The organism is Achromobacter sp. 413638, from assembly GCF_043119405.1.
Lineage (GTDB): Bacteria > Pseudomonadota > Gammaproteobacteria > Burkholderiales > Burkholderiaceae_B > Achromobacter.
On sequence record NZ_JBICCO010000034.1, the window covers coordinates 23,573 to 47,230 of the forward strand.

Genomic DNA, 23,658 nt, shown 5'->3' on the forward strand with positions numbered 1-23,658 from the left:
CGGCGGACATGCGGGCGTCATATCGTCTGCGTTTTTTGGAGATCGGGCCATGCGCATCCGGGACGCGGAAATCAAGGACGCCGCGGCGATCGCCGCATTGCTGGGCGAACTGGGCTATCCCGGCACGGAGGATTTTTGCGCCGACAAGATCGCGCGCATCGCCGCGCATCCGGACGCGCGCCTGCTGGTCGCGCAAGCCGGGGACGGCGGCGTGCAGGGCTTCATCGGCCTGCATTTCATCGTGCAGCTGGCCTTGCCGGGCGACTTCTGCCGCATCACGTATTTCTGCGTCAGCGAGGCGGCGCGCGGCCTGGGCGTGGGTCGCGAGCTTGAAGAGACGGCCGCGCGGCTGGCGCGCGAGCGCGGCTGCGACCGCATCGAGGTGCATTGCCACGAGCGCCGCGTCGACGCGCACCGTTTCTATTACCGCCAGGGGTATGAGGAATCGCCGAAGTACCTGATGAAGCGCGCATGACGCCGCTCTTCGAGGCAACAGGGCTCAGGCCAGCGTCTGCAACGCTTCCCTGAACGCCCGTGCCGCCGGTCCCAGCGGCTGGTCGATGCGATGCGCCAGATAGGTCTCGACGGCGACCTGGCTGCCCCGGCCCAGGCTGCTGGTGGGCAGTCGCAGCAGCCGGCCCTCGGCCAGGTCGCGCTCGGCCTGCCACAGCGGCAGCCGGCCCCAGCCCAGGCCGGCCAGGATCATGGCGTGCTTGGTGTCCTGGCCGCTGACGCGGCAGGTCTGCGGCGACAGCACGGCGAAATCGCGGCCCTGGCTCAACGGCGAGGCATCGGTCTGCACGATCTGCACATGGTCGGCCAGCTCGGCCGGCTCCAGCATCTGCCCGGCGACGACGCGGCCGGCCAGCGCATGGCCGGCGCCGACCACCGCCACCATCTGCACCGAGGACAGCGCCTGCACCGCGATGCGCGGGTCGCGGAAATGCTCGCCGGCGATGATGCCCAGGGCGTGGCTGCGGTCCAGCAGGGCGGCGATCGGGCCGCCCAGCGGCAGCACCGTGACGCGCGGCGCCACCGACGGGTAGGCCGCGCGCATGCGGCACAGCGCGGCGCCCACGTGGGCGATGGGAAACAGCGTATCGACGACCAGCGGCAGTTCGAGTTCGACGCCTTCGCCCAGCCCCTGCGCGCGCGCCCGCATGGCGTCGACCCGCAGCAGGATGTCGCGGGCATTGGCCAGCAGTGCCTGGCCCTGCGGCGTCATGACGGGACGCCTGCCCTGGCGGTCGAACAGCGACACGCCCAGTTCGGATTCCATGTTGGCGATGGCATGGCTGACGGCCGACTGCACCCGCGACAGCTGGCGGGCGGCGGCGCGGAAGCTGCCGGCGTCGGCCACGGCGGCGAACACGCGCAATTGGTCCAGGGTGAGGGCGTCCAGCATGGGCGTCAGTGATCTATGGAATCGATCGGTTGCGTCAAAAGATTATCACTTAACAGGATCGCCACGGACGGGCATGCTGGCGGCTTCGATACGCGGACACAGAAGGCGGCGATGGACCAGCACGAGACCCGGACGGCCCGGGCGCGGGAGACGGAGCAGGGCATGCGGCGCACAGGCGACGGGCAGGGCGGGACGCCGGTGGGCACGCGCTGGGCGGCGGTGCTGGCCATCGTGGGCGCGGGCGTGGTGGCGGCGCTGCAAGTGGGCAAGGTCATCATCGCCGCGCCGCTGTTGCGGCGGGACATGGGGCTGGACCTGGCCGCCGTCGGTTCGCTGACGGCGGTGTTCTCGGTGCTGGGCATGGTCGGCGGCATCGCGGCCGGCGGCGTGATCGCACGCTTCGGCGCGCGCCGCATGCTGCTGCTGGGGCTGGCGGCCACCGCGCTGGGCACGGCCGCGGGCGCGGCGGCGCCGGGCTACGGCGCGCTGCTGGCATCGCGCGTGCTCGAAGGGCTGGGTTTCCTGATGATCACCGTGGCGGGGCCGGCGGCCTTGCAGCGGCTGGTGACGCCGGCGCGGCGCGACCTGGCCTTCGCGCTGTGGAGCTGCTACATGCCGGGGGGCATGGCCGTCGCCATGCTGGCCTCGCAGGCGTTCGCGGACTGGCATGCGTACTGGTGGTGCGCGGGCGCGGCGGCGCTGCTGGCGTTGGCCTGCGTGGCGCTGCTGGCGCCACCGTCCGCCGCCGGCGCCAGCCTGTCCTGGCGCGGCCTGCGGCAGGACACGATCGACACGCTGGGCACGGCCGGTCCGGTGCTGCTGTCGCTGACCTTCATGCTGTACAGCCTGATGTTCTTCGCGCTGTTCAGCTTCCTGCCGGTGCTGCTGATGGAGCGGCTCGGACTGTCGCTGGCGCAGGCCGGCCTGTACAGCGCCATCGCCACCGTCGCCAACGTTATCGGCAACCTGGGGGCGGGCATGCTGCTGGCGCGCGGCTGGCGGCGTTCGACGCTGATCGCGATCGCCTGCGCATCGATGGCCCTGATCGCCTTGCTGATCTTCCGCTCGGGCGCGCCGGCCATGACGATCTTCCTGCTGTGCGTGGCGTTTTCGGCCGTTGGCGGCCTGATCCCGGCCACGCTGCTGGGCTCGGCGCCGCTGCTGGCGCCCAGGCCGGCGCTGGCGGCGGCCTCGGTCGGCCTGGTCATGCAAGGCAGCAACCTGGGCCAGGTGATCGGGCCGGTCACGGTGGGCGCCGTGATCGATCGCCACGGCTGGCCCAGCGCCGCCTGGGTGGTGGTCGCGGCCGGCGCGGGCGGCCTGCTGATCGCCTGGGGGCTGCGCCGCCTGGGCCGGCGCGCGTCGCACGCGGCGCGGCTCTAGTGTGCTGTCCCGCAGGGGCGCTCACACGAAGTCCAGTCCTGGCCGCTACGGGTTTTCATCAATTCCCGCGCGGCTTGGGCTGCTTACAATTATCCATATTGTGAATTATTGTCCACAATATGGATAAAAACATGCCCGTAGAGACACCCGACCAGACTCCCTTGATGCCTTACCAGTACCCGAATCCGCCGGACGCGCTGCCGGAGATCGTGGTGCCTCACGCGATCCCGCAGGACGAGCGCCTGTGGGTGCCGCAGGCCGAGAACGTGTGGTTCCGGCCGCTCTGTCTGAACGCCAGCCAAGGCTATTGGATGAACCTGCTCAGGGTCCGCAAGTCCGGCGTGCTGAGCCGCCACCGCCATCCGCAGGCGGTGCATGGCTTCGTGCTCAAGGGACGCTGGCGCTACCTGGAACATGACTGGGAGGCCGTGGAAGGCAGCTATGTGTTCGAGCCGCCCGGCGAGACCCACACGCTCTATGTGCCCGAGGACGTCGAGGAAATGATCACGTACTTCCAGGTCAACGGCGTCATGTACTACACGGATCCCTGGGGCAAGGGCATGGGCTTCGAGGACGTGTTCACCAAGATCGACATGTGCCGCAAGCACTTCGAGGCAGTCGGCCTGGGCGCCGGCTACGCCGACCAGTTCATCCGCTGATCCAGTCCGGCTGGCGCCGTGGCGCCGCACGCCAGCCGCCGCATTGCAGGCGCCGCCCGCGCGGCCGTCCGGCCATGCTTCGTCCGGATCCGTGCCGCGCATCACCACAGCACAAGACCAAAGAGCAAGGGAGACAAGATGAGTGAGCACAATATGCGGCGCCGCGTCCTGGCGCGCGGCGCGGCGGCGATGGCCGCGCTGGCGTTGTTCGGCGGGCCGGCCGTGGCGGCGGATTTTCCCAGCCGGCAGATCGAGCTGATCGTGCCGTTCCAGCCCGGCGGCGGCACCGACGGCGTGGCGCGCGCCTTCGCCGAGGCGGCCCGCACGCACATTCCGCGCAGCATCGTGGTGCTGAACAAGCCCGGCGCCAGCGGCGCCATCGGCTGGACCGAGATGATCAACGCCAAGCCCGACGGCTACAAGCTCGCTGTGGTGACGGTGGAGCTGGTCACGCTCAAGCCCATGGGGCTGGCGAAGTTCAACCAGGACGACATCCAGCCCATCATCCAGTTCAACGCCGATCCGGCCGCCATCACCGTGCACGCGGACGCGCCCTGGAACACGCTGCAGGAGTTCCTGGCCGACGCCAGGAAGACGGCGGGCAAGGTGTCGGTGGGCAATGCCGGCAACGGCTCGATCTGGCACTTCGCGGCGGCGGCGCTTGGGGAAAAGACCGGCATCGAGTTCAACCACATCCCGTTCCAGGGCGCCAGCCCGGCCGTGCAGGCCTTGCTGGGCAAGCACGTGGACGCGGTGGCCGTCAGCCCGGCCGAGGTGGCGCAGTACGTGCTCGCCGGCAAGCTGAAGATGCTGGGCGTGATGGCGGACCAGCGCGTGAAGAACTTCGCCAAGGTGCCCACGTTCAAGGAAATGGGCATAGATCTGAGCCTGGGCACCTGGCGCGGCATCGCCGGGCCGAAGAACCTGCCGCCGGAAGTCCTGGCGTATCTCAAGGCCGAGTCGCGCAAAGCGATCGACGAGCCCGCCTTCCGCGAGGTCCTGGAGAAGCAGTACCTGGGCTTCTCCTATGCCGACGACAAGGGCTTTCGCGACAACATGACGCGTGACGCGGCCGTCTTCACCGAACTGGTGAAGACGCTGCCCATGAAGAACTGAGTCCGGCGCGAGGAAGGCATGCAAGCGATGGACATGACGTATCGGCAGGACATTCTCGCGGGCAGGACGGCCCTGGTGGCCGGCGCCACCCAGGGTATCGGCGCGGCCATCGCCAACCAACTGGCGGCGATGGGCGCCCGGGTGGTGGCGCTGGGCCTGGGGCCGGGCGATGGCACGCTGGACGCCTCGGTGCGCACGCGCCAGGCCGACGTCACGCGCCAGCACGACGTGGACGCGGCGCTGGCCGACTTCGACCGCCTCGATATCCTGTTCAACTGCGCCGGCATCATCAAGCGCGGCCAGGAGCACGATCCGGACGTGTTCCAGCAGGTGCTGGACGTGAACCTGACCGGCACCATGCGGGTCTGCGCCGCCGCGCGGCCCGCGCTGAAGGCGGCGCGCGGCTGCATCGTCAACACGGCGTCCATGCTGACGTTCTTCGGCGGCGGACTGGTGCCCGGCTACGCCGCCAGCAAGGGCGGGGTGGGGCAGCTGACCAAGTCGTTGGCGATCGCCTACGCGCCGGACGGCATCCGCGTCAACGCGGTGGCGCCCGGCTGGATCGCCACGCCGCTGACCCAGGCGCTGCAGGACGACCCGGCCCGCGCCGGGCCCATTCTGGCGCGCACGCCGCTGGCGCGCTGGGGCACTCCCGAGGATGTGGCGCGGGCGGCGGTGTTCCTGTGCACGCCAGCTGCCGCTTTCATGACGGGCGTGGTGCTGCCGGTGGACGGGGGATACATGGTGGCCTAGCGTCGTTTTCAGCCTCGACAGGCAGCAAGGCCGCGCGGGCGTGAGCGGCGGGTTATGCTGTCCCGCCTTTCCGTCCGCTTTTTTTATCCGCGCGGCCGCAGCCGCGCCCGGATACACAGGTTCCTCGCATGTCTTCCGCCACGCCCGCTTCCGCTTCCAACACCGCCGACAATGGCGTCGCTGGCACCGCCGCGTTTTCCAAGTTCATGCGCGTGCTGCAATGGGTGGCGGACAATCCCGAGCCCGTGGGCATCGCCGAGATCGCCAAGGCCACCGGTTTTCCACGTCCCACCGTGCACCGGATCGTGGCGGCGCTGACTGCCGAGCGGCTGTTGGTGGAGATCGGCGCGACCCGCAGCTGGACGCTGGGCCATCGCCTGGTGCAGCTGGCCAGCCGCAGCTGGAGCCGCTCGGGCCTGCGTACGGCCGCGCGCGACGCCCTGCGCGCGCTGCGCGACGAAACCGGCGAAACCGTGCATCTGGCCGTGCCCTCGGGCCTGTGCATGGTCTATATCGAGAAACTGGAAAGCCCCAGCGCGGTGCAGATGGCCTCGCGCATCGGCACCAGCGTGTGCCTGCATTCCACCGCCGTGGGCAAGGCCTACCTGGCGGCGCTGGCGCCCGACGCGGCCGAGCCGCTGCTGGGCCAGATCGGCTACGAGCGGCAGACGCCGCAGACCATCGCCGACGCCGCTGCCTTGCGCAAGCAGCTGCTGGACGTGCGCGCCTGCGGCTGGTCTACGGACGCGCAGGAGAACGAGCAGGATATCCACTGCTTCGGCGCGGCGGTGCGCGATGCCGGCGGCCGGCCGGTGGCCGCCGTCAGCGTCAGCACGCTGGCGTTCCGGCAGAGGCCAGACATCCAGGCCAGCTACGTGGCGCCGCTGCTGCGCGCCTGCGCGGCGATCGGCCAGCGCCTGGCCGAGAATCCCAACCTGGCCTACGCCTGATATGCTGCCGCCGCTCAGGCCTGCGCCGCCACCGGCTCGGGCTTGACGCGCACGGCGCGCAACACGCCCACGATCAGGCAGCCGATGCCGATCAATGTCAGCGGCTGCGGCATCTGGCCACGCAGCATGTAGGCATAGGCCAGCGCCGCCAGCGTCTCGAACACGATCAACTGCCCGACCAGCGCGGTCGGCAGGCGCTGGCTGGCCTCGTTCCAGCACAGCGTGCCCAGCCACGACGCGAACAGGCCGATGGCGGCCATCAGTGCCAGGAACACTTCGGGGCGCGGGCCCAGCGGCATGGGAAAGGCGTTGCCGGTCGCCGCCATGCCGGTCCATAGCAGCGCGTAGCCGGCCAGGGCCAGCGGCAGCGTGGCCACGCCCTGGGCGGTGGCCCAGGTGCGCGGGCTGCGGTCGGGATGGGCGCGCAGCCAGTCGGCGTTGCGCAGCGGATACCAGGTCCAGCAGGCCACGGCGGCCAGCGCCAGCAGCGCGCCCAGCGCGTAACGGCCCAGGTCGGCGTCCGGATCCTGGCGCAGCGCCTGCAGCTCGACCTGGTTGACGCAGGCGATGCCCAGCGCGATCAGCGCCAGCGACGGCGCCAGCCGCTTCCAGGGCAGCCGCCCGTCACGGCGCGCGTTGCGCAGGTTGGCGCTGACCGCGATCACCACCGGCAGCGTGCCGATGATCATGGTGGGCACCGGCCCGCCGGCGCGCTGGATGGCGCTGGCCAGGCACAGGTAGTACAGCAGGTTGCCGATGGCGGCCAGCTTCAGCGCCTCGATCCAATCGGCACGGCCCAGCTGGCGCAGCGCGCGCCGGTCCAGCCAGGCGAGCGGCAGGGCGATCAGGCCGAAGGCCAGGTAGCGCGCCACCGATTGCAAGGCCGCCGGATACTCGGGCAGCAGCAGCGGGCCCACGAACACCAGCCCCCACATCAGGCCGGCGGCCAGGGCGTACAGGGTTCCAGCCCACATAGAATCACTCCGGTTCCAGACAAGGAAAACGCGGCCAGTCTATCGGCGGCAGGAGAGGGCGGTCTTGTACCAGATTGCTGCGCGGGCGTTGGCGGCGCATTCCCGCGACCGCGTCGGCAGCGCCGGCGCGGCACCCGCGCCTGTTCGGCGATCTGCGGTCTCAGGCGCGCATCTGCTTCTGGTAGCGCGCGGGCGTGACGCCGTAGCGCCGGGCGAAGGCCCGCGTCAGGTGGGCCTGGTCGGTCAGGCCAGCCGCCAGCGCGACCTGGGCGGGCGGTTCGCCGGCGGCCAGGCGGCGCTTGGCCTCGAACAGGCGCAGCGCCATCAGCATCTGCTGCGGCGTGGCGTGGCAATGCGCCTGGAAGCTGCGCAGGAAATGGAAGGGGCTCAGGCCGGCCTCGCGCGCCAGCTCTTCCAGCGTCAGCCGGCGCGACAGATGCGCGCGCATGTAGTCGATGACGGGCGCGAAGCGCGGCGCGCCCTCGGCGCGGACCGGGCGCGGCACGCGGGCGTGGCGGCGGAACTCGGCCAGCAGCGCGTGCAGGGCGCTGTCGAAGGCCAGCGGCTCGCGCGTGCGCCACAGGGTGTCGAGCAGGGCGGTGACGCGCGTGGCGCTGGCAGTGTCCAGGCCCACGGCAGTGTCGAACCACCAGCCGTCCTCGCCCGTCACGCGCGCGACCACGTCGGCGTCGATGTACGCCATGCGGTAGCGCCAGCCGCCCTCGGTCTCGGCGCGGCCGGTGTGCAGTTCATCGGGATTCATCAGCACCACCGAGCCGGACGGCGCCAGGTGATCGGCGCCACGGTAGCGGAAGCGCTCCACGCCGGATTCGATGGCGCCCAGCCCGAAGGCGTCGTGGGTGTGGGGTTCGAAGGCGTGGCGGATGATGTGGGCGCGGTACAACTCCACGCCGGGCCGGTGACCGGGCCGTCGGAACTCGGCGCGGTCGTCCGGATGGTCGAATGCGTCCGGCACGCCCGCCATGGCGGGCGCGGGTTCGTCGGGGGCAGCGGGAACGGGGCGCATGACGGCATTTAAGCACGCGCGCGTCAGGCCGGGCCGTCCCGCATCTGCGCCGCGCGGGCCAGCAGCAGCTCGCGTTCGCGGGCGTTGCGGGTCATGCCGGCGGCGCGTTCGAAGGCCTCGCGCGCCTCTGCATGCCGGCCCAGCTTGGCCAGCAGGTCGCCGCGCACGCTGGGCAGCCAGTGGTAATTGGCCAGCGCGCCCTCGGCCTCCAGCGCGTCGACCAGGTCCAGCGCGGCCTGCGGGCCGAAGGCCATGCCGACCGCCACCGCCCGGTTCAACTCGGCCACCGGCGAGGGCATGGCCTGGACCAGCGCGTCGTACAGCGCCACGATGCGCGGCCAGTCGGTATCCTCGGCGCGACGGGCGCGGGCATGGCAGGCCGCCAGCGCCGCTTGTAGCGCGTAAGGGCCGAGCGCGCCGCCCAGCGATTCGGCGCGCGCCAGCGCGGCCAGCCCGCGCCGGATCAGCAGCGGATCCCAGCGGCCGCGGTCCTGGTCCATCAACAATACCGGCCGGCCCTGGGCGTCGGCGCGGGCGGCCAGGCGCGAGGCCTGCAGCTCCATCAGCGCGACCAGGCCGTGCGCCTCGCTGTCGCCGAGCGCCAATTGCGCCAGGATGCGGCCCAGGCGCAGCGCCTCGTCGCATAGCGCGGGCCGTGTCCAATTCTCGCCCGATGTGGCCGAATAGCCTTCGTTGAAGATCAGGTAGATAACTTCCAGCACCGAGGCCAGCCGCGCGGCGCGCTCGGCCGGGCCGGGCACTTCGAACGGCACGCGCGCGGCGGACAGGCTGCGCTTGGCGCGCACGATGCGTTGCGCGATGGTGGACTCGGAGGCCAGGAAGGCGCGCGCGATCTCGGTCGTCGACAGGCCGCCCAGCAGCCGCAGCGTCAGCGCCACGCGCGCCTCGGTGGACAGCAGCGGATGGCAGGCCGTGAAGATCAGCCGCAGCAGATCGTCGCCGATATCGTCCTGGCGCGCGGCGTCCAGCGCGTCGACGAAATCCGGTTCCACGTCGGCCTCCAGCGCCTGCAGCTCGTGGCCGATCTGCTCGTGCTTGCGGCTGTGCAGCGCCTCCAGCCGCAAGCGGTCGCGGGCGCGGTTCTTGGCGGTGGTCATGAGCCAGGCTCCGGGATTGTCGGGCACGCCGGACGCGGGCCAGCGCTCCAGCGCGGCGACCAACGCGTCCTGCGCCAGCTCCTCGGCCAGGCCGACGTCGCGCACCAGCCGCGCCACGCCGGCGATGACGCTGGCGGCCTCGATCCGCCAGACCGCCTCGATGGCGCGGTGGGTGGCCAGCGCGGCCGGACTGTCCGGCGCGCCGGCGTCGGCCGAGGGCTTGTTGCCCCTCATGCCTGCGGCGGCACCGCGCCCGGCTCCATGTACACCAGCTCCCAAACGTGGCCGTCCAGGTCCTCGAAGCCGTGCGAATACATGAAGCCGAGATCCTGCGGGCTGCGCGGCACCGCGCCGCCGGCGGCACGCGCGCGGGCCACCAGCTCGTCGACATGGGCGCGGCTGTCGCAGGACAGCGCCACCAGCACCTCGGTGGATTGGTGGGCGTCGGCCACCGGCTTGCCGGTAAAGGTCTTGAAGAAGTCCGTGACCAGCAGCATCACGAACAGATTCTCGCCCGCGACCAGGCAGGCGCCCTGGTCATTGGTGAACTGCGGATTGAACTCATAGCCCACGCTGCGGAAGAAGGCCTGCGATTTCTTCATGTCGCGGATCGGCAGGTTGACGAACATATGCTTGTGCATGGCAATTCCTGGTGTCTGATGTCGAAGGAAAAACGGTATTCATACGCCCGGCTCGCCCCGGACCGAGGTCGCGCGGAGCCGGCTTTGCCGGTCCGCAGCGACGCCCTTGAGGGCAGAAGCGCCTAGCGCTGCACGGGTGGGCTTCGCCCTCCGGTCCGTAGCGACGCCCCCTGGGGGGAGCGCGCAGCGCTCGGGGGGGGCTTCTACTTCGGGGACTTCTATTGTTGTCCGTTGCCCGGGATGTCGCGGAACCGTTCGATGGCGGGACTGGGCGCGAAATCCTCCAGCTCATACAGCTGCCGCACCTCGACCGAGCAGGGCTGGCCGGGGAAGGGCGAGGGAAAGCGCAGCGCCCATTGCATGGCTTCCTCGCGTGAGCGGGCCTGGATCATGGTGTAGCCGGCGATCAGCTCCTTGGTTTCGGCGAAGGGGCCGTCCAGCACCTTGCGTTCGCCCTGGGCATCGTAGTGGACGCGCCAGCCCCTGGACGAGGGCAGCAGGCCGTTGGCGTCCAGCAGCACGCCGGCCTTGGACAAGGCCTCGTGGTAATTCACCATCGCGGCAAGCAGGCTTTCTTCGGGCATGCGGCCGGCTTCGCTGTCGGCGGTGGCGCGGACCATGATCATGAATCGCATTTCTGAGTCTCCGGGAGGGAAAGATCCAAGCCCGGATCCGGGCTTGGATTCGGGCTTGTACTGACACGACGAACGGAGAGGATGCAGATCGACTGTCCGCTTGTATTCCTAGGGTAAACCCCTGGATGGCGGTTGGGGCTGCCACGGATGCTAGACCGATGCCGCCGCAGTCGGGAAGGGTCGCCAAGGCTTCAATCGCGTGGTCGAAGCCGACTCAAAGAAAGCAGGGGCCCAGCTCGCGCACTTCCACGGTAGCCCAGGCGGCGGCCGGGCATTCGGCGGCCAGCGCCAGCGCTTCCTCGCGCGTGTCGCAATCCAGCAGGAAGAAGCCGCCGATCATTTCCTTGGCCTCGGCGAAGGGGCCGTCGACCACGCTGCGCTCGCCGTCGCGCACGCGCAGCCGCACGCCCTCGGCGTCGGATTTCAGCGATTCGGCGCGTTGCAGCAGGCCGCGCTCGTTCAGGCTTTCGGCATAGCGCAGCATGGCGCCATAGGCCTCGCGGCCTTGTTCGGGCGTGCGCTCGGCGCGTTGGCCGACCGGTTCGACGATCAGGAGCAGATAGGACATGGAGGGAGGTTCCTGGCGCAGGGCAGGCCGCCAGCTTAGCGCCGTTCGCGGCCGGCGGCGAGAGGCGCCGCCGCCCGCCGCCGCTCAGGACTTGGCCGGCGCGGGCGCCGGCGCGGCCTTGGGCGGCTGCGTGATGTCCATGATCAGCTCGACGCGGCGGTTGGCGGCGCGGCCGGCCGGCGTTTCGTTGCTCTCGATGGGTCGCGTTTCGGCATAGCCCACCGCGCGCAGGCGGCCGGCGGACACGCCGTCGCGCACCAGCTCGCGCAGCACGCTGGTGGCGCGGCTGCTGGACAGCTCCCAGTTCGAGGCGAACTGGCGGGTCTGGATCGGCACCGTGTCGCTGTGGCCCTCGACCGAGACCTGGTACTCGTTCTTGTTCAGGATCGCCGCCAGCCGCTTGATCACGTCCAGCCCGGCGGGGCTGAGCGTGGCTTGGCCCGAGGCGAACAGCAGCTCGTTGCTGATGCGAAAGCTCACCGACTGCTCGTTGACGATCACGTCCACCGATTTGCCCAGGTCGGCCAGTCCCAGCGACTCCTTGGACGGGGCCTTCAGCGGCGGGGCGGCCTCGGCGACGATCTCGCCGTCGCTTGCCGTGGCCGGCGCGGCCGCCTGGGCCGTGGCCTCGGGCGCGGCCCATTCGGGCGGAATGGCGACCTTGTCGAACTCGGAATATTCGCCGTCGTAGGCGGGCAGGCCGCTGGCGGCCAGCGAGCCGACCAGCTCGACCGGTTTGCTCTCGCCGGGGAAGCCGTGCAGGCGCGAGATGGCCAGCATCACCACCAGCATGGCCAGCAGCAGCGTGATCAGGTCCAGGTAGCTCAGCAGCCAGTTCTCGGAATCCTGCTCGATCGCCTCGTCCACGTGCCAGCGCGCGTAGCGGTCCTTGCCGCCGGCGCTCTTGCTCTGGCTCATGCGCCAGCCGCTGTTCTCGGCGGCCTTCTGCGCGCGCAGCTGGGCCTGGCGGGCCTGTTCGATCCGCTGCGCCAGGGAGGGAGAAATCAGGCTCATTGGCGCGCGGCGGCGGGGCGGGCGATGGACACGGGACGGGCGCCGGCCTTGACTTGGCCTTCGGTCCTGGCCGGCTGCGCGGCGGGGGCGCCGCCGTCATAGATCTCGTCCTCGACGTGCATGACGAAGGAATTGAGGGTCTCGCGCACGACGGCCGGGCCGCGCTTCTCGCACATCATGGCGATGCCTTGCAGCACCATGTTCATGGATTCGACGCGGCGGGCGGTGCGGCGCTCCAGCTTGACCGCGATGGGCTTGCACACCAGGTTGGCCAGCAGGATGCCGTAGAACGTGGTCATCAGGCCGATCGCCAGCTGCTGGCCGATGGTCTGCATGCTGCCGTCGCCCAGGATGGCCATCAGGTTGATCAGGCCCACCAGCGTGCCCAACATGCCGAAGGCCGGGGCGAAGGTGGCCATGACGCGGAACATCTGCGCCTCGGCCTGTTCGCGCGCGCGCAGCCGCGCCACGCGCCATTGCAACAGCTCGATGATCTGGTCTTCCGGGGTGTTGTCGATGATGAGCTGCACGCCGGTGCGCAGGAAGGGGTTCGAGACCTTCTTCAGCTCCTGTTCGACCTTGTGCACGTCGGTGTTCATCCACAGCTGGGCCATGTTCACCAGCTCGTCGATGTCGCGCTGCTGGTCGTGCTGGTCGTTGCGGAACACGGTGCGCACCAGCTTGAACACGCGCACCACCTCGGACAGCGGGTAGGCGATGAAGAGCGCGGCGCAGGTGCCGCCCAGCACGATGGCCAGGCCCGGCAGATTGAAATACATGCCGGGGTTGGTGGCGGACAGCGCCACCACGATGATCAGGGTGAGCAGGCCGACGGCGGCCCCGATGACGGTAGACGGATTCATGGATCTGGCCCGAAGGGAAGGCGCTGCGCGGACGCAGCGCTGGATGCTGGGGCATTCTAGCCAGGGCGGGCCGCCTTCAATCGGCGGGAAAACGGGGCGAAAAGGGCGGTAAGCGGCGGCTTGGCGCTGGCGGCGGGGAGCAAGGACTCCGTGAGTAAATCAGGGACGCATGTGAAGGCGCGCAGTCGCCGGAGCCGCCCGCGCCGGCCGTCCGTCCGCAAGGCCAGCCCCTGGCGTCAGCGGTTGCGGCGCGCCAGCCACTCCTCGCGGCTGATTTCCCACAGCTCGCTCGGATGGCGGCCGCTGACATAGCCGCGTTCCTCGGTGCGCAGCAGCCGCATGCCGGATTTCTCGGAGATGCGGCGCGAGGCGGCGTTAGGCGCGGCTTTGGGCGCGCGCAGCAGCGGTTTGCCCAGCGTCTCGAACCAGTAACCGGTCACGGCCTCGCAGGCCTCGCTCATGTAGCCCCGGCCCTGCCAGGCCGGCGCCAGCCAGAAGCCGCGATGATTGTCCGGCTCGTCGTCCATCAGGCTGATCACGCCGATCAGCGCCTCGGGCGCGGCCTGCTCGCGGATCGACCAATGCCACTGCTGGCCGCGCGCCATGGCGGGCAGGGCCAGGTTCTCGACGAAGTGGCGCGCGCCGTCGGGCGGATAGGGCCAGGGAATCTGGTCGGCCAGGTAGCGCACCACTTCCCATTGCGGAAACAGGCGCTGGATGGCGTCGGCGTCTTCGCGCGCCAGCGGGCGCAGGATCAGGCGGGGGGTGTGCAGGACGGGCAGGTCTGGGGCGGACATGGGACGGGGCGGGCGTGGCGCCGGGCGCGGCGTGTAATGGCGGGAATGCGACGGCGAGGGATAGCAGGCGGGAAAAGGGGGCGCGGCCAGGGGAAATGTATATCATGACGGCCTGAGCGACGCGTCCGCGCGGCCGTCGCGGCATTGGAGAAAGACTGTGAATACCCCCAACGAAAACGTCAGCATGGCGCTTTTCTGCGACTTCGAGAACGTGGCGCTGGGCGTGCGCGATACCCGCTACCAGAAGTTCGACATCCGGCCGGTGCTGGAACGCCTGCTGCTCAAGGGCAGCATCGTGGTCAAGAAGGCCTATTGCGACTGGGAGCGCTACAAGGAATTCAAGGCCCCCATGCACGAGGCCAATTTCGAGCTGATCGAAATCCCCCACGTGCGCCAGTCCGGCAAGAACTCCGCCGACATCCGCCTGGTGGTGGATGCGCTGGACCTTTGCTACACCAAGTCCCACGTCAATACCTTCGTGATCATCAGCGGTGATTCCGATTTCTCGCCGCTGGTGTCCAAGCTGCGCGAGAACGACAAGAAGGTGATCGGCGTGGGCGTCAAGCAGTCCACCTCCGACCTGCTGATCGCCAATTGCGACGAATTCATCTTCTATGACGACCTGGCCCGCGAAGGCCAGCGCGCCGCCGAGTCGCGCCGCGACAGCCGCGACAGCCGTGGCGCCGGCGGCGGCCAGCGCCGCACGCCGGAAGAGGAGCGCCGCCGCAAGGAAGAACAGGAAGCCCGCAAGACCCAGGCGGTCGAGCTGGTGGTCGAGACCTTCGACGCGCTCATGGCCGAGCGCGGCGACGGCGACAGGATCTGGGCCTCGGTGCTGAAGGACGCGCTCAAGCGGCGCAAGCCCGATTTCAACGAGTCCTACTACGGCTTCCGCGCCTTCGGCAACCTGCTGGAAGAGGCGCAGTCGCGCGGCTTCCTGGACGTGGGCCGCGAGGAAAAGTCGGGCACCTATGTGTACCGCGACAGCGCCCATGGCCGTCCGGCTCCGCGCCAGGGCGTGCGCGCCGCGGCCTTGCAGCCGGCGGATGAGGCCGTTGCCGCCGCCGCGCAGGAAGCGTCCGCCGAACCGGCGCAAGGCGCCGCGCGGGGTTCGCGCGGCGGCCAGCAGGAGGGCGCCAAGGGCCGGTCGGGCCGCGATCGCAAGCGCGGCGGCCGCCGTGACGCCGAGCGTGCGCAGGATGATGGGGCGGCGGATGGCGACCGCGAACCGGCGCAGGACGCCGCGCGCGCGGCCACGCCCGTGTTGCCGTGGGAGGATGCTGAATCCTGGGAAGGCCAGCAGGCGCAAGCGGAAGACGAATCGCGCGCCAGCGCCGGCTTCGCGTCCACGCGGCCGTCGCAAGCCGCGCCGGACCTGCGTTCGGACGCCGCCGCGCATGCGCAGGACGACAGCCAGGCAACGCAGGATGGTTCGGCCGATGCCGACACGCCCGCCGCCGTCCAGGCGACCGCGAAACCGGCCGCCAAGCGCGCCGCCAAGACCCCGCGCCGCGCCGCCGGCCGGGGCAAGGCCGCCAAGACGGCGGGCGACACCATGGCCGCCGACGACGGCGCGACTGGCGACAAGGCCGGCGTTGCCGCGCCGGCGCCCGCCGCTACCGCCGACGCGCCGGCGCCGGACGAGGCCAAGCCCGCGCGCAAGACCGCCGCGCGTCCGCGTCGTCCGCGCAAGACGGCCGCGTCCTCGGACGCCTGAGTCCGGTCGCTGTGCCCGGCGCAAGGGTCGGCTACGCGCCGTCCGGCGCGTAGCGTCCCGGCGTCACGCCATGCTCGCGCTTGAACATGGCGATGAAGGCGCTGACGTTGTCATAGCCCAGGTCCAGCGCCACCGTGGTCACGGCGGCGCCCGCCGCCAGCATTTCCAGCGCCCGCATCAGGCGGGCGCGCTGCCGCCACGCGCTCAGCGTCAGGCCGGTCTCCGCCAGGAAATGCCGCGCCAGCGTGCGCGGCGCCATGCCGATCCAGTCAGCCCATTGGGCTAGCGTGCGGGTGTCGGCGGGATCGTCCGACAGGGCCAGCGCCAGCCGTTGCAATCGGGCTTCGGCGGGTAGCAGCAGGGCGTCGGCCGCTTGCGGCTGGTCGCCGATCTCGTCGCGGATCACTTCGACCACGCGCCGGCGCGGCGCGTCCCGCGCATCGCCGTCCCAGGCGGCCGCGCGCTCCACGGCGGCCAGCAGCAGGGCGGACGCCGCCAGTGCGCGCGGCGCCGACGGCAGGCCGGCGCAGGCCGCCGGGCTCAGGTAGACGCTGTAGCCCGAATATGGCCCGTGCGAGCGCAGCCCATGCGGCCAGCCTGGAGGAATCCACACCGCCTGAGAGGGCGGCGCGACCCATTGCCGGTCGCCGGCATAGACCGTGATCAGGCCCCGGCGCGCGCCCAGCAACTGGCCGCGCGCGTGGCGGTGCATGGCGGTGTCGCGCAGCTCGGCATCATCGCGTCGCACGGCGATGGCGCGCGGACCGCGCGGGGAACGCGCCAGGGCGGGATCGAGCAGGGGAGCGGGCGGAGTCGGCGTTGGCATGAATGGGGTATCGAATGACCAGAATACGCCAGTCTTGCCGGCGCGACGCGCCTATCGTAGCGCCAGTGCCCGCAGCGCGCGCCATCACGGCGGCCCGGGCGCGGCAAGGAGCCGACATGAAAGCGCAAGACGTATTGCCTGATGATGTGAACCAGGGCGAATTCCAGGGCGTGATGGTGCGCAAGGGCACGGTGGGCGCGTTCCTGGCGAATGCGCGCGCCTGGTGCGACGCCGCCGCCACGCCGGAGCGCCGCGAGGCCGCCGGGCGCGACATCGCGGAGGCCTTGCCCGCCTTGCGCGCGCTGGGCCTGTTCGAGGTATTGCAGCTGCGTGATCCGGCGCTGCGGGCCTGGATCGAGGCGCAAGAGGCGCAAGAGGCGACCGGAACGGTGGCGGCGCGGGCGCGGGAAGTGATCGCATAAGGCGGCGAGATGCCGGCTGGCGGCGGTCGCGGGCGCGCACCCGTGGCGGGATGCATTAACCGCCCCTGATCTATCATCCAGGGTTTGCGGCGGGCGCGGGGCGTGGGCCCCGATGCCTGCCGCGGTTCCGGTGCCTTTCATGCAATACGTCCTGGTCAGTTCCTGTCTGCTGGGCAACCCGGTGCGCTACGACGGCCGCGGGGTGCCCGTCGATCATCCCGTGCTGGCGCGCTGGCGCGCCGAGGGCCGCATCGTATCCGTCTGTCCCGAGGTCGCCGGCGGCATGCCCATTCCCAGGCCGCCCGCCGAGATCGAGCCGGGGGCCGATGCCGCCGCCGTGCTGGCCGGCCGCGCCCGCGTGGTCGCGGTCAACGGCGAGGACGTCACCGCGCCCTTCGTGCAGGGCGCCGGCATGGCGCTGGACGCCGCGCGACGCCAGGGCATTCGCGTCGCCGTGCTCAAGCAGGGCAGTCCGTCCTGCGGCAGCGCCTATGTGTATGACGGCCGTTTCCAGGGACAGCGCCAGCCCGGCCAGGGCGTGACGGCCGCGCTGCTGCGCGAAGCGGGCTTGCAGGTGTTCAGCGAGCAGCAATGGGACGAGGCGCAGGCCTGCCTGCTGGCGCTGGAAGACGCCGGGGAACCCTGACATGGGCGAGCCGCTGGCGGCCGTGGGGATCGGGGTCTGCGCCTGGCTGGCGTGGCGGCGCTGAGCGCCGCCCGTGTTCCTGCCGGGCCTCAGTTGGCGCGGTAGCCGCGGCTGTTCATGCAGGAATCCAGCGCGCGGTTGTAGGAGTCCACCATGACCTGCGTGGTCCATTGCGAGATGGTGGCCGGGTCGTAGCCGCTCTGGTTGACGGCCCAGCGCTGGCAATCGGTGGACGCGTTGGCCAGCGCATTGTCGGCGGGACTCTGCTGTTGATACTGCACCGGCGCGTACTGTTGCGGCGCGGCCGCGTAGACCGGAGCGGGCGCGGCATAGACAGGCGCCGAATAGACCGGCGCGGCATAGACCGGAGGGCTGGTGTAGGCCACGCCGGGCGCGTAGACGCCGGCCTGCGCGTAGCTCGGCTCCGAGTTGGCCGCCAGGTACAGCCCGGCGGCGGCCAGCGCCACCGCGCCGCCTATCCACCAGCCGCTGGCGCTGCCGCCGCGATAGTGATCGTGATGGTGATACCTGCCGGCGAAGGCTGGCGAACTTGCCAGGGCCAGTGCCAGCGCCGCGCTGACCAGTCGGCCTGAAAACCGCTTCATGATTCGTGCTCCCGAGTCGCCCAGGCCCGGCGATGCGCTGAGAACTGTGGCGATGACGCTACTTTACCGCCGCGGCGCGGAAATAGATGTGTCAATGGTTACCCGCATTTCAGCGGATTTCAGGACTTGGGCGGACGGTCCTTGCTCGCGCCCGGATCATCGCAAGTTTGCGACGATCCGGGCGTCAGCGTGATCGTCGGCCGCGCGTCGAAGTCGTCCGACGACGTCAGCAGCGTGCGATAGGTCGCATAGCCCGGTTTCTCCACGCACCAGTTCCAGAAAAAGATCGTCCGGCCATGGATCATCAGCGATTCGGCACGCCATTCGCTGTGATTCTCGAATGAGGCGACGCCGTCCTCGCCGCTGCGCTGTTCATCGCGCCAGCGTTCCCGGCCATAGGGATAGGAGGAGGTGATCAGGATCACGCGGGTGTCCGCCAAGGGCCTGGACTGCTCGTCGACCACGGTGGCGCGGGCCTGCGGCTGCAGCGTCTTGTACGCCGGGTACGGAATGCAGCCGCCCAGCAACAAGGGCGCGGCCAGCAGGGCCGCGCGCAGCGAAAAAAATGGGAGACGGAACGGTCGACGCAACAGTCGATACATATTGGCGGTGTGGCAATACAGGGAAACAGTGGTCAAAAGAATACGAAGGTAGTATTTTCTCGCGACTAGCAAGGCAAGACCATTCATGAGTACGGCACGACCCCCATCTTTATCGCAAGACCCGCGCCTGACGAAAGGCGAACGCACCAGATTGCAGCTTTTGGAAGTGGCCGCGGCGGAATTCGCCGAACGCGGCTTCCAGCATACCCGGATCAGCGACATTGTCGCCCGCGCCGGCGTGACGCAGCCGGTCTTCTATCAATATTTCACCAGCAAGCAGGCGGCCTATGACGAACTCGTCGGCATGTTCGCCAAGCGCCTGCGCGGCATCATCGGCCAGGAGCGCGAGCCCGGCGCGCCGGGTTCGGGGCTGGACGAGCGCGTGCGCGCCAGCGTCGGCGGCCTGCTGGCCATCCTGCGCGAGAATCCCGACCTGACCCGCATCGGCTTCTTCCAGGCCGATTCGGCCGAGGATCTCAAGGACGAACTGGCGCGCATGATCGCGGCCAGGGTGCGCCTGGAGCAGCAGGCCGGCCTGTTCCGCGCCGAGGTTTCGGCCGAGCTGTTCGCGCATGCGCTGATGGGCATCATCGAACGTTTCGTGCGCCAGGCGCCGGGGCAGGAATCCTCGACGCTGTCGGGATTCATCTCGGACCTGCTGCTGGACGGCGCGCGCCGCCGCGCGGCGCCGGCGGGCATGCCCGCCTGACGCTGCGCCCGCACTGACGGATCCCTGAACGCAGGCATGGCGCGTGGCACGGCTTCGGCGCCGGCGCGTCCCATGGCGCGGGCTTCTGGCAATATGTGCCGTCCGGCGCAGACGCCGCCCGCAACGCCACAAGGGAACCGCCATGAATTACCGCAGACTGGGAAACAGCAATCTCCGCGTATCGCCGCTGTGCCTGGGCACCATGATGTTCGGCGAACAGACGCCGGACGACGAGGCCGCGCGCATCGTCGCGTCGGCGCGCGAACAGGGTGTGAATTTCATCGACACCGCCGACGTCTATAACGACGGTCGTTCCGAACAGGTGCTGGGCAGGCTGCTCAAGGGCCAGCGCCATGACTGGGTGCTGGCCAGCAAGATCGGCAACGCCATGGGCCAGGGCCCCAACCAGGCGCATTATTCGCGCCAGTGGCTGGTGCGCGGCGTCGAGGCCAGCCTGGCGCGGCTGGACACCGATTTCCTGGACATCCTGTACCTGCACCGCGACTACCACGAGGAAAACCTGGAAGAGGCCGTGTGGGCGCTGGGCGACCTGATCCGCGCCGGCAAGCTGCGCGGTTTCGGTCTGTCGAACTTCCGAGGCTGGCGCATCGCCGAGGTCATCCGGCTGTGCGCACAGCTGGGCGTGCCGCAGCCGGTGGTCTGCCAGCCGTACTACAACATGCTCAACCGTGGCCCCGAGGTCGAGATCCTGCCCGCCTGCGGCCACTATGGCCTGGGCGTGGTGCCGTACAGCCCGATCGCGCGCGGCGTGCTCACGGGCAAGTACCTGCCGGGCCAGGCCCCCGGGGCGGACACGCGCGCCGGTCGTGGCGACCGCCGCATCCTGGCCACCGAGTTCCGCGAGGAATCGCTGCGGATCGCGCAGCGGCTGGTCGAGCATGCCGCCGCGCGCGGCGTGCAGCCCGGCCCCTTCGCCACCGCCTGGGTGCTGGCCAATCCGCTGGTCAGCTCGGTGATCGCCGGCCCGCGCACGCTGGCGCAGATGCAGGACGACTACGCCGCGCTGGACCTGCGCATCACGCCCGAGGACGAGACGCTGGTGGACGATTGGGTCACGCCGGGTCACGCTTCCACCCACGGCTACAACGATCCCAACTATCCGTTCCACGGCCGGCCGGTCCCCCGCGCCTGACTCCGCCGCGTCCGATCAGCCATGCGCACAGCGCCGACACCAGGCCCGCGAACAGCACGTACAGGCAGATCAGCCAGGGCTGGCCGCCGCCGCTCTTGAGCAGGGCGGTGGCGATGATGGGCGTGATGCCCGAGGCGAAGATGCCGGAGAACTGATAGACGAAGGAGATGCCGGTGTAGCGCACCTTGGCGTCGAACAGCTCGCAGAACAGCGCGGCCTCCGGCCCGTAGACGGCGGCGTAGAAGATGCCGAAGGGCACGATGATGGCCAGCCACACCAGCATCACGCTGCCCTGGCTGTTGAGCATCAGCCAGAAGCCCGGAAAGGACGCCGCCGCCGTGATCAGCGAGCCCCAGAAGTAGACGCGCGTGCGGCCGATGCGGTCCGACAGCCGGCCGAAGAAGGGGATGAACACGCACATCACCAGCGCCGCCGCCATCACGCCGGTCAGCGCCTGCGTGCGTGTGATCTGCACGGTCTGGGTCAGGTACGAGATCGAGAAGACCCCGAACACATTGAAGAACACGCCGTCGATGTAGCGCGCGCCCATGCCCTTGAGCACATTGCCCGGATAGCGCCGCAGCATGTCGAAGAAGGGAATGCGGCTCTCGGCGTTGCGCGCCTTGACCTCGGAGAACTCGGGCGTCTCCTTGATGTTGAGCCGGATGTACATGCCCACCAGCACCATCGCGGCCGAGGCCAGGAAGGCGACGCGCCAGCCCCAGGCCATGAACTGCGCGTCGGTGAGCAGGGTGGACAGCAGCGCCACCGTGCCCGAGGCCAGGCACAGGCCGATGGCCAGCCCGATCTGCGGCAGCGAGGCGTAGAAGCCTTTCTTCTCCGGCGGCGCGTACTCATAGGCCATCAGCACCGCGCCGCCCCATTCGCCGCCCAGCCCGATGCCCTGGAACACGCGCAAGAGCAGCAGCAGCACGGGCGCCCAGATGCCGATGCTGTCGTAGGTGGGCACCAGGCCGATCAGGAAGGTCGACACGCCCATGATCATCAGCGTCATCACCAGCATGCTCTTGCGGCCGATGCGGTCGCCGAAGTGGCCGAAGATCAGCCCGCCCAGCGGACGCGTGATGAAGCCGACCGCGAAGGTGGTATAGGCCAGCATGGTCGACACCAGCGGGTCGTCCGTGGGGAAGTACAGCTTGTTGAACACGATGCCGGCGACGACGCCGTACAGGAAGAAGTCGTACCACTCGATGGTGGCGCCGATCAGCGAGGCGGTGACGACTCTGCGCACCGCCGCTACGTTCTGCTTGGCCATGTCTGCTCTCCTCTGGTGGATGGCCGGGCGGTCTGCGCCGCGCCTGGCCGTTGGGGGTGCTACGGTTGGACTGGCGGATGCCGCATCATCGGGCTGCCGTGGCGCCGGCCTCGCCCGTCCGCGTGCATGCCTCCAGCGAGGCGGCGCCTGGCGTCGCGGGCAGGGACTGTTCCTGCAATATGAATTCGGCCGCGCGCTCGGCCAGCATGATCACGGGCGCGTTCGTGTTGCCCGACACCAGCGTCGGCATGACCGAGCAGTCGACCACGCGCAGCCCGGCCACGCCGCGCACGCGCAGCCGCTCGTCCACCACCGCCAGCGGATCGTCGGCCGGCCCCATCTTGGCCGTGCCCGAAGGATGAAAGATGGTGGCGCCGTATTCGCGGCAGAAGTGCAGGATCTCGTCGTCGTCGCGCACCTCGGGGCCGGGCCGGAACTCGCGTTTCATCAGCCCGGCCAGCGGCTCGGCGGCCGCCAGCCGGCGCGCGTATTTGACCGCATCCACCGCCATGCGGCGGTCCAGCTCGGTGGACAGGTAGTTCGGCTGCATGGACGGGGCCTCGAAGGGATCGGCGCTGCGCAGCCGCACATGGCCGCGCGAGCTGGGCCGCAACTGGCACACCGAGTAGGTGCAGCCCGAGAACGGATGCACCTTGCCGCCGGCCATGTCGGCCGACAGCGTGGCGAAATGGAACTGCGTGTCCGGCGTGGCGCTGGCCGGATCCACGCGGCAGAACAGGCCGCCCTGGTTGATGCCGACCGCCAGCGGCCCGTCGCGGAACAGCAGCCATTGCAGGCCGATGCGCGCGCGCCCGGCCAGCGTGCGCAGCTGGTCGTTGGTGGTGATGGGACGGCGGGTCTCGTAGATCAGCCGGATCTGCAGATGGTCCTGCAGGTTCTCGCCCACGCCCGGCAGGTCGCGCACCACGCCGATGCCGTGCTGGCGCAGCAGCGCCGCCGGCCCGACCCCGGACAGCTGCAGCAGCTGCGGCGATTGCAGCGCGCCGGCGCACAGCAGCACCTCGCGCCGGGCTCGCAGCGTGCGCACCTCGCCGTCGACGCGGTAGCGCACGCCGCAGGCGCGGCGGCCCTCGAACAGCACGGCCATGGCGTGGGCGCCGGTCTGCACGCGCAGGTTGGGCCGGCCCTCGGCCGGACGCAGGTAGGCCACGGCGGTGGAGCAGCGCCGGCCGTTGCGCGTGGTGAGCTGGTAATAGCCCGCGCCTTCCTGTTCGCCGGTGTTGAAGTCGCGCACGCGCGGCACGCCCAGGCCGGCGGCGGCCTCGATCATGGCCTCGACCAGCGGATGCGGCGTCTTGATCGAGGTGGCGCTCAGCGGGCCGCCCACGCCGCGCGTCGGGCTCTCGCCCAGGTCGTTGTCCTCCAGCCGGCGGAAGTAGGGCAGGCAGTCTTCCCAGCGCCAGCCGGGATTGCCGGCGGCGGCCCAGGCATCGTAGTCGGCGCGCTGGCCCCGGATATAGATCAGGCCATTGATGGCGCTGGAGCCGCCCAGCGTGCGGCCGCGCGGCCAGTAGATGCGGCGGCCCAGCATGTTGGGATCGGGATCGGTGTAGTAGCCCCAGTTCACTTCCTTGTGGAACATGGTCTTGCCGTAGCCGATGGGGATGTGTATCCACGGATAGCGGTCGCGCGGACCGGCCTCCAGCAGGCAGACGGCATGCGCGCCGTCCTCGCTCAGCCGGTTGGCCAGCACGCATCCGGCCGAACCGGCGCCCACCACGATGTAGTCCACTGTGTCCGACATGCCGCCTGTCTCCCTGGCGCCCGGGCCTGCGCAA

Annotated in this window: 26 protein-coding genes; 11 read left to right on the forward strand and 15 right to left on the reverse strand. The window is 70.1% G+C overall.

The features are described from left to right. Positions 1-49: 49 nt before the first annotated feature. Positions 50-475: a GNAT family N-acetyltransferase gene (locus tag ACEU5R_RS15600; protein ID WP_392410756.1), complete on the forward strand. Its 426-nt coding sequence runs from the start codon at positions 50-52 to the stop codon at positions 473-475. A gap of 24 nt (positions 476-499) precedes the next feature. Here the strand turns inward: ACEU5R_RS15600 and ACEU5R_RS15605 are convergent, their stop codons facing one another. Next, on the reverse strand, positions 500-1,405 hold the full coding sequence (locus tag ACEU5R_RS15605; protein ID WP_392410757.1) for a LysR family transcriptional regulator: 906 nt from the start codon (positions 1,403-1,405) through the stop codon (positions 500-502). A gap of 162 nt (positions 1,406-1,567) precedes the next feature. On the opposite strand from ACEU5R_RS15605, the gene ACEU5R_RS15610 reads away from it, so the two are divergent. From ACEU5R_RS15610 to ACEU5R_RS15630, 5 genes are all read left to right on the forward strand, one after another. Then, positions 1,568-2,788, forward strand: a complete 1,221-nt coding sequence (locus tag ACEU5R_RS15610) for a CynX/NimT family MFS transporter (RefSeq protein WP_392410758.1) — start codon at positions 1,568-1,570, stop codon at positions 2,786-2,788. A 131-nt stretch (positions 2,789-2,919) separates the two neighbouring features. Further along, positions 2,920-3,447 (forward strand): 2,4'-dihydroxyacetophenone dioxygenase family protein, encoded by a 528-nt coding sequence (locus ACEU5R_RS15615; protein WP_103274723.1) that lies wholly within the window; start codon positions 2,920-2,922, stop codon positions 3,445-3,447. A 138-nt stretch (positions 3,448-3,585) separates the two neighbouring features. Then, positions 3,586-4,563 (forward strand): tripartite tricarboxylate transporter substrate binding protein, encoded by a 978-nt coding sequence (locus ACEU5R_RS15620; RefSeq protein WP_392410759.1) that lies wholly within the window; start codon positions 3,586-3,588, stop codon positions 4,561-4,563. A 33-nt stretch (positions 4,564-4,596) separates the two neighbouring features. Next, positions 4,597-5,316, forward strand: a complete 720-nt coding sequence (locus ACEU5R_RS15625) for an SDR family NAD(P)-dependent oxidoreductase (RefSeq protein ID WP_392410785.1) — start codon at positions 4,597-4,599, stop codon at positions 5,314-5,316. 128 nt (positions 5,317-5,444) lie between these two features. Next, positions 5,445-6,266, forward strand: a complete 822-nt coding sequence (locus tag ACEU5R_RS15630) for an IclR family transcriptional regulator (protein WP_392410760.1) — start codon at positions 5,445-5,447, stop codon at positions 6,264-6,266. A gap of 14 nt (positions 6,267-6,280) precedes the next feature. On the opposite strand, the gene ACEU5R_RS15635 is transcribed toward ACEU5R_RS15630, so the two are convergent. The 9 genes from ACEU5R_RS15635 to ACEU5R_RS15675 all read right to left on the reverse strand — a co-directional run bounded on the left by ACEU5R_RS15635 (position 6,281) and on the right by ACEU5R_RS15675 (position 13,903). After that, positions 6,281-7,240, reverse strand: a complete 960-nt coding sequence (locus ACEU5R_RS15635) for a DMT family transporter (RefSeq protein ID WP_392410761.1) — start codon at positions 7,238-7,240, stop codon at positions 6,281-6,283. Positions 7,241-7,400: 160 nt separating this feature from the next. Further along, entirely contained in the window at positions 7,401-8,267 is an 867-nt protein-coding gene (locus ACEU5R_RS15640) for an AraC family ligand binding domain-containing protein (RefSeq protein WP_392410762.1), read from the reverse strand. Between the two features lie 23 nt (positions 8,268-8,290). Continuing rightward, positions 8,291-9,619 (reverse strand): RNA polymerase sigma factor, encoded by a 1,329-nt coding sequence (locus ACEU5R_RS15645; RefSeq protein ID WP_392410763.1) that lies wholly within the window; start codon positions 9,617-9,619, stop codon positions 8,291-8,293. Next, a complete protein-coding gene (locus tag ACEU5R_RS15650) occupies positions 9,616-10,026 on the reverse strand; it encodes a VOC family protein (protein WP_103274718.1) in 411 nt (136 codons plus the stop codon). Before ACEU5R_RS15650 ends, ACEU5R_RS15645 begins: the two co-directional genes overlap by 4 nt. A gap of 218 nt (positions 10,027-10,244) precedes the next feature. Beyond that, positions 10,245-10,661 (reverse strand): YciI family protein, encoded by a 417-nt coding sequence (locus ACEU5R_RS15655; protein ID WP_392410764.1) that lies wholly within the window; start codon positions 10,659-10,661, stop codon positions 10,245-10,247. Between the two features lie 214 nt (positions 10,662-10,875). Beyond that, entirely contained in the window at positions 10,876-11,229 is a 354-nt protein-coding gene (locus ACEU5R_RS15660; protein WP_103274714.1) for a YciI family protein, read from the reverse strand. 84 nt (positions 11,230-11,313) lie between these two features. Then, the gene (locus ACEU5R_RS15665) at positions 11,314-12,243 is read right to left on the reverse strand and encodes a flagellar motor protein MotB (protein ID WP_392410765.1); all 930 of its coding nucleotides are present in this window, start codon (positions 12,241-12,243) and stop codon (positions 11,314-11,316) included. Continuing rightward, complete coding sequence (locus ACEU5R_RS15670; RefSeq protein WP_103274712.1) at positions 12,240-13,106, reverse strand: motility protein A; 867 nt, start codon at positions 13,104-13,106, stop codon at positions 12,240-12,242. Before ACEU5R_RS15670 ends, ACEU5R_RS15665 begins: the two co-directional genes overlap by 4 nt. Positions 13,107-13,342: 236 nt before the next feature. Further along, a complete protein-coding gene (locus ACEU5R_RS15675) occupies positions 13,343-13,903 on the reverse strand; it encodes a GNAT family N-acetyltransferase (protein WP_103274711.1) in 561 nt (186 codons plus the stop codon). A gap of 157 nt (positions 13,904-14,060) precedes the next feature. Between ACEU5R_RS15675 and ACEU5R_RS15680 the strand changes: the two genes are divergently transcribed. Then, complete coding sequence (locus ACEU5R_RS15680) at positions 14,061-15,620, forward strand: NYN domain-containing protein (protein WP_392410766.1); 1,560 nt, start codon at positions 14,061-14,063, stop codon at positions 15,618-15,620. Positions 15,621-15,651: 31 nt separating this feature from the next. Here the strand turns inward: ACEU5R_RS15680 and ACEU5R_RS15685 are convergent, their stop codons facing one another. Further along, positions 15,652-16,446 (reverse strand): AraC family transcriptional regulator, encoded by a 795-nt coding sequence (locus ACEU5R_RS15685; protein ID WP_392410767.1) that lies wholly within the window; start codon positions 16,444-16,446, stop codon positions 15,652-15,654. A 116-nt stretch (positions 16,447-16,562) separates the two neighbouring features. Between ACEU5R_RS15685 and ACEU5R_RS15690 the strand changes: the two genes are divergently transcribed. Continuing rightward, positions 16,563-16,868, forward strand: a complete 306-nt coding sequence (locus ACEU5R_RS15690) for a hypothetical protein (RefSeq protein WP_392410768.1) — start codon at positions 16,563-16,565, stop codon at positions 16,866-16,868. Between the two features lie 139 nt (positions 16,869-17,007). After that, positions 17,008-17,514: a DUF523 domain-containing protein gene (locus ACEU5R_RS15695; RefSeq protein ID WP_392410769.1), complete on the forward strand. Its 507-nt coding sequence runs from the start codon at positions 17,008-17,010 to the stop codon at positions 17,512-17,514. An 89-nt stretch (positions 17,515-17,603) separates the two neighbouring features. On the opposite strand, the gene ACEU5R_RS15700 is transcribed toward ACEU5R_RS15695, so the two are convergent. Together ACEU5R_RS15700 and ACEU5R_RS15705 are read right to left on the reverse strand one after the other, a co-directional pair. Next, positions 17,604-18,119 (reverse strand): hypothetical protein, encoded by a 516-nt coding sequence (locus ACEU5R_RS15700; RefSeq protein ID WP_392410770.1) that lies wholly within the window; start codon positions 18,117-18,119, stop codon positions 17,604-17,606. A gap of 119 nt (positions 18,120-18,238) precedes the next feature. Next, positions 18,239-18,808 (reverse strand): carboxypeptidase regulatory-like domain-containing protein, encoded by a 570-nt coding sequence (locus tag ACEU5R_RS15705; RefSeq protein ID WP_392410771.1) that lies wholly within the window; start codon positions 18,806-18,808, stop codon positions 18,239-18,241. A 64-nt stretch (positions 18,809-18,872) separates the two neighbouring features. Here ACEU5R_RS15705 and ACEU5R_RS15710 point away from each other — a divergent pair, with 64 nt between their 5' ends. Beyond that, positions 18,873-19,430, forward strand: coding sequence for a TetR/AcrR family transcriptional regulator (locus ACEU5R_RS15710; RefSeq protein ID WP_392410772.1), 558 nt, complete (start codon positions 18,873-18,875; stop codon positions 19,428-19,430). Between the two features lie 142 nt (positions 19,431-19,572). Then, on the forward strand, positions 19,573-20,583 hold the full coding sequence (locus ACEU5R_RS15715; protein ID WP_392410773.1) for an aldo/keto reductase: 1,011 nt from the start codon (positions 19,573-19,575) through the stop codon (positions 20,581-20,583). On the opposite strand, the gene ACEU5R_RS15720 is transcribed toward ACEU5R_RS15715, so the two are convergent. Together ACEU5R_RS15720 and ACEU5R_RS15725 are read right to left on the reverse strand one after the other, a co-directional pair. Then, positions 20,504-21,859, reverse strand: a complete 1,356-nt coding sequence (locus ACEU5R_RS15720) for an MFS transporter (RefSeq protein WP_392410774.1) — start codon at positions 21,857-21,859, stop codon at positions 20,504-20,506. The two genes, ACEU5R_RS15715 and ACEU5R_RS15720, sit on opposite strands and share 80 nt — an antisense overlap. Before the next feature lie 85 nt (positions 21,860-21,944). After that, positions 21,945-23,624, reverse strand: a complete 1,680-nt coding sequence (locus ACEU5R_RS15725; protein WP_392410775.1) for a GMC family oxidoreductase — start codon at positions 23,622-23,624, stop codon at positions 21,945-21,947. Positions 23,625-23,658 lie beyond the last annotated feature (34 nt).

Excerpts from the sequence above, each read along its gene's own strand:
- ACEU5R_RS15600 (WP_392410756.1), top strand. The coding sequence starts at position 50 with ATGCGCATCCGGGACGCGGAAATCAAGGACGCCGCGGCGATCGCCGCA.
- ACEU5R_RS15605 (WP_392410757.1), bottom strand. The coding sequence starts at position 1,405 with ATGCTGGACGCCCTCACCCTGGACCAATTGCGCGTGTTCGCCGCCGTG.
- ACEU5R_RS15610 (WP_392410758.1), top strand. The coding sequence starts at position 1,568 with ATGCGGCGCACAGGCGACGGGCAGGGCGGGACGCCGGTGGGCACGCGC.
- ACEU5R_RS15615 (WP_103274723.1), top strand. The coding sequence starts at position 2,920 with ATGCCCGTAGAGACACCCGACCAGACTCCCTTGATGCCTTACCAGTAC.
- ACEU5R_RS15620 (WP_392410759.1), top strand. The coding sequence starts at position 3,586 with ATGAGTGAGCACAATATGCGGCGCCGCGTCCTGGCGCGCGGCGCGGCG.
- ACEU5R_RS15625 (WP_392410785.1), top strand. The coding sequence starts at position 4,597 with ATGACGTATCGGCAGGACATTCTCGCGGGCAGGACGGCCCTGGTGGCC.
- ACEU5R_RS15630 (WP_392410760.1), top strand. The coding sequence starts at position 5,445 with ATGTCTTCCGCCACGCCCGCTTCCGCTTCCAACACCGCCGACAATGGC.
- ACEU5R_RS15635 (WP_392410761.1), bottom strand. The coding sequence starts at position 7,240 with ATGTGGGCTGGAACCCTGTACGCCCTGGCCGCCGGCCTGATGTGGGGG.
- ACEU5R_RS15640 (WP_392410762.1), bottom strand. The coding sequence starts at position 8,267 with ATGCGCCCCGTTCCCGCTGCCCCCGACGAACCCGCGCCCGCCATGGCG.
- ACEU5R_RS15645 (WP_392410763.1), bottom strand. The coding sequence starts at position 9,619 with ATGAGGGGCAACAAGCCCTCGGCCGACGCCGGCGCGCCGGACAGTCCG.
- ACEU5R_RS15650 (WP_103274718.1), bottom strand. The coding sequence starts at position 10,026 with ATGCACAAGCATATGTTCGTCAACCTGCCGATCCGCGACATGAAGAAA.
- ACEU5R_RS15655 (WP_392410764.1), bottom strand. The coding sequence starts at position 10,661 with ATGCGATTCATGATCATGGTCCGCGCCACCGCCGACAGCGAAGCCGGC.
- ACEU5R_RS15660 (WP_103274714.1), bottom strand. The coding sequence starts at position 11,229 with ATGTCCTATCTGCTCCTGATCGTCGAACCGGTCGGCCAACGCGCCGAG.
- ACEU5R_RS15665 (WP_392410765.1), bottom strand. The coding sequence starts at position 12,243 with ATGAGCCTGATTTCTCCCTCCCTGGCGCAGCGGATCGAACAGGCCCGC.
- ACEU5R_RS15670 (WP_103274712.1), bottom strand. The coding sequence starts at position 13,106 with ATGAATCCGTCTACCGTCATCGGGGCCGCCGTCGGCCTGCTCACCCTG.
- ACEU5R_RS15675 (WP_103274711.1), bottom strand. The coding sequence starts at position 13,903 with ATGTCCGCCCCAGACCTGCCCGTCCTGCACACCCCCCGCCTGATCCTG.
- ACEU5R_RS15685 (WP_392410767.1), bottom strand. The coding sequence starts at position 16,446 with ATGCCAACGCCGACTCCGCCCGCTCCCCTGCTCGATCCCGCCCTGGCG.
- ACEU5R_RS15690 (WP_392410768.1), top strand. The coding sequence starts at position 16,563 with ATGAAAGCGCAAGACGTATTGCCTGATGATGTGAACCAGGGCGAATTC.
- ACEU5R_RS15695 (WP_392410769.1), top strand. The coding sequence starts at position 17,008 with ATGCAATACGTCCTGGTCAGTTCCTGTCTGCTGGGCAACCCGGTGCGC.
- ACEU5R_RS15700 (WP_392410770.1), bottom strand. The coding sequence starts at position 18,119 with ATGAAGCGGTTTTCAGGCCGACTGGTCAGCGCGGCGCTGGCACTGGCC.
- ACEU5R_RS15705 (WP_392410771.1), bottom strand. The coding sequence starts at position 18,808 with ATGAATGGTCTTGCCTTGCTAGTCGCGAGAAAATACTACCTTCGTATT.
- ACEU5R_RS15715 (WP_392410773.1), top strand. The coding sequence starts at position 19,573 with ATGAATTACCGCAGACTGGGAAACAGCAATCTCCGCGTATCGCCGCTG.
- ACEU5R_RS15720 (WP_392410774.1), bottom strand. The coding sequence starts at position 21,859 with ATGGCCAAGCAGAACGTAGCGGCGGTGCGCAGAGTCGTCACCGCCTCG.
- ACEU5R_RS15725 (WP_392410775.1), bottom strand. The coding sequence starts at position 23,624 with ATGTCGGACACAGTGGACTACATCGTGGTGGGCGCCGGTTCGGCCGGA.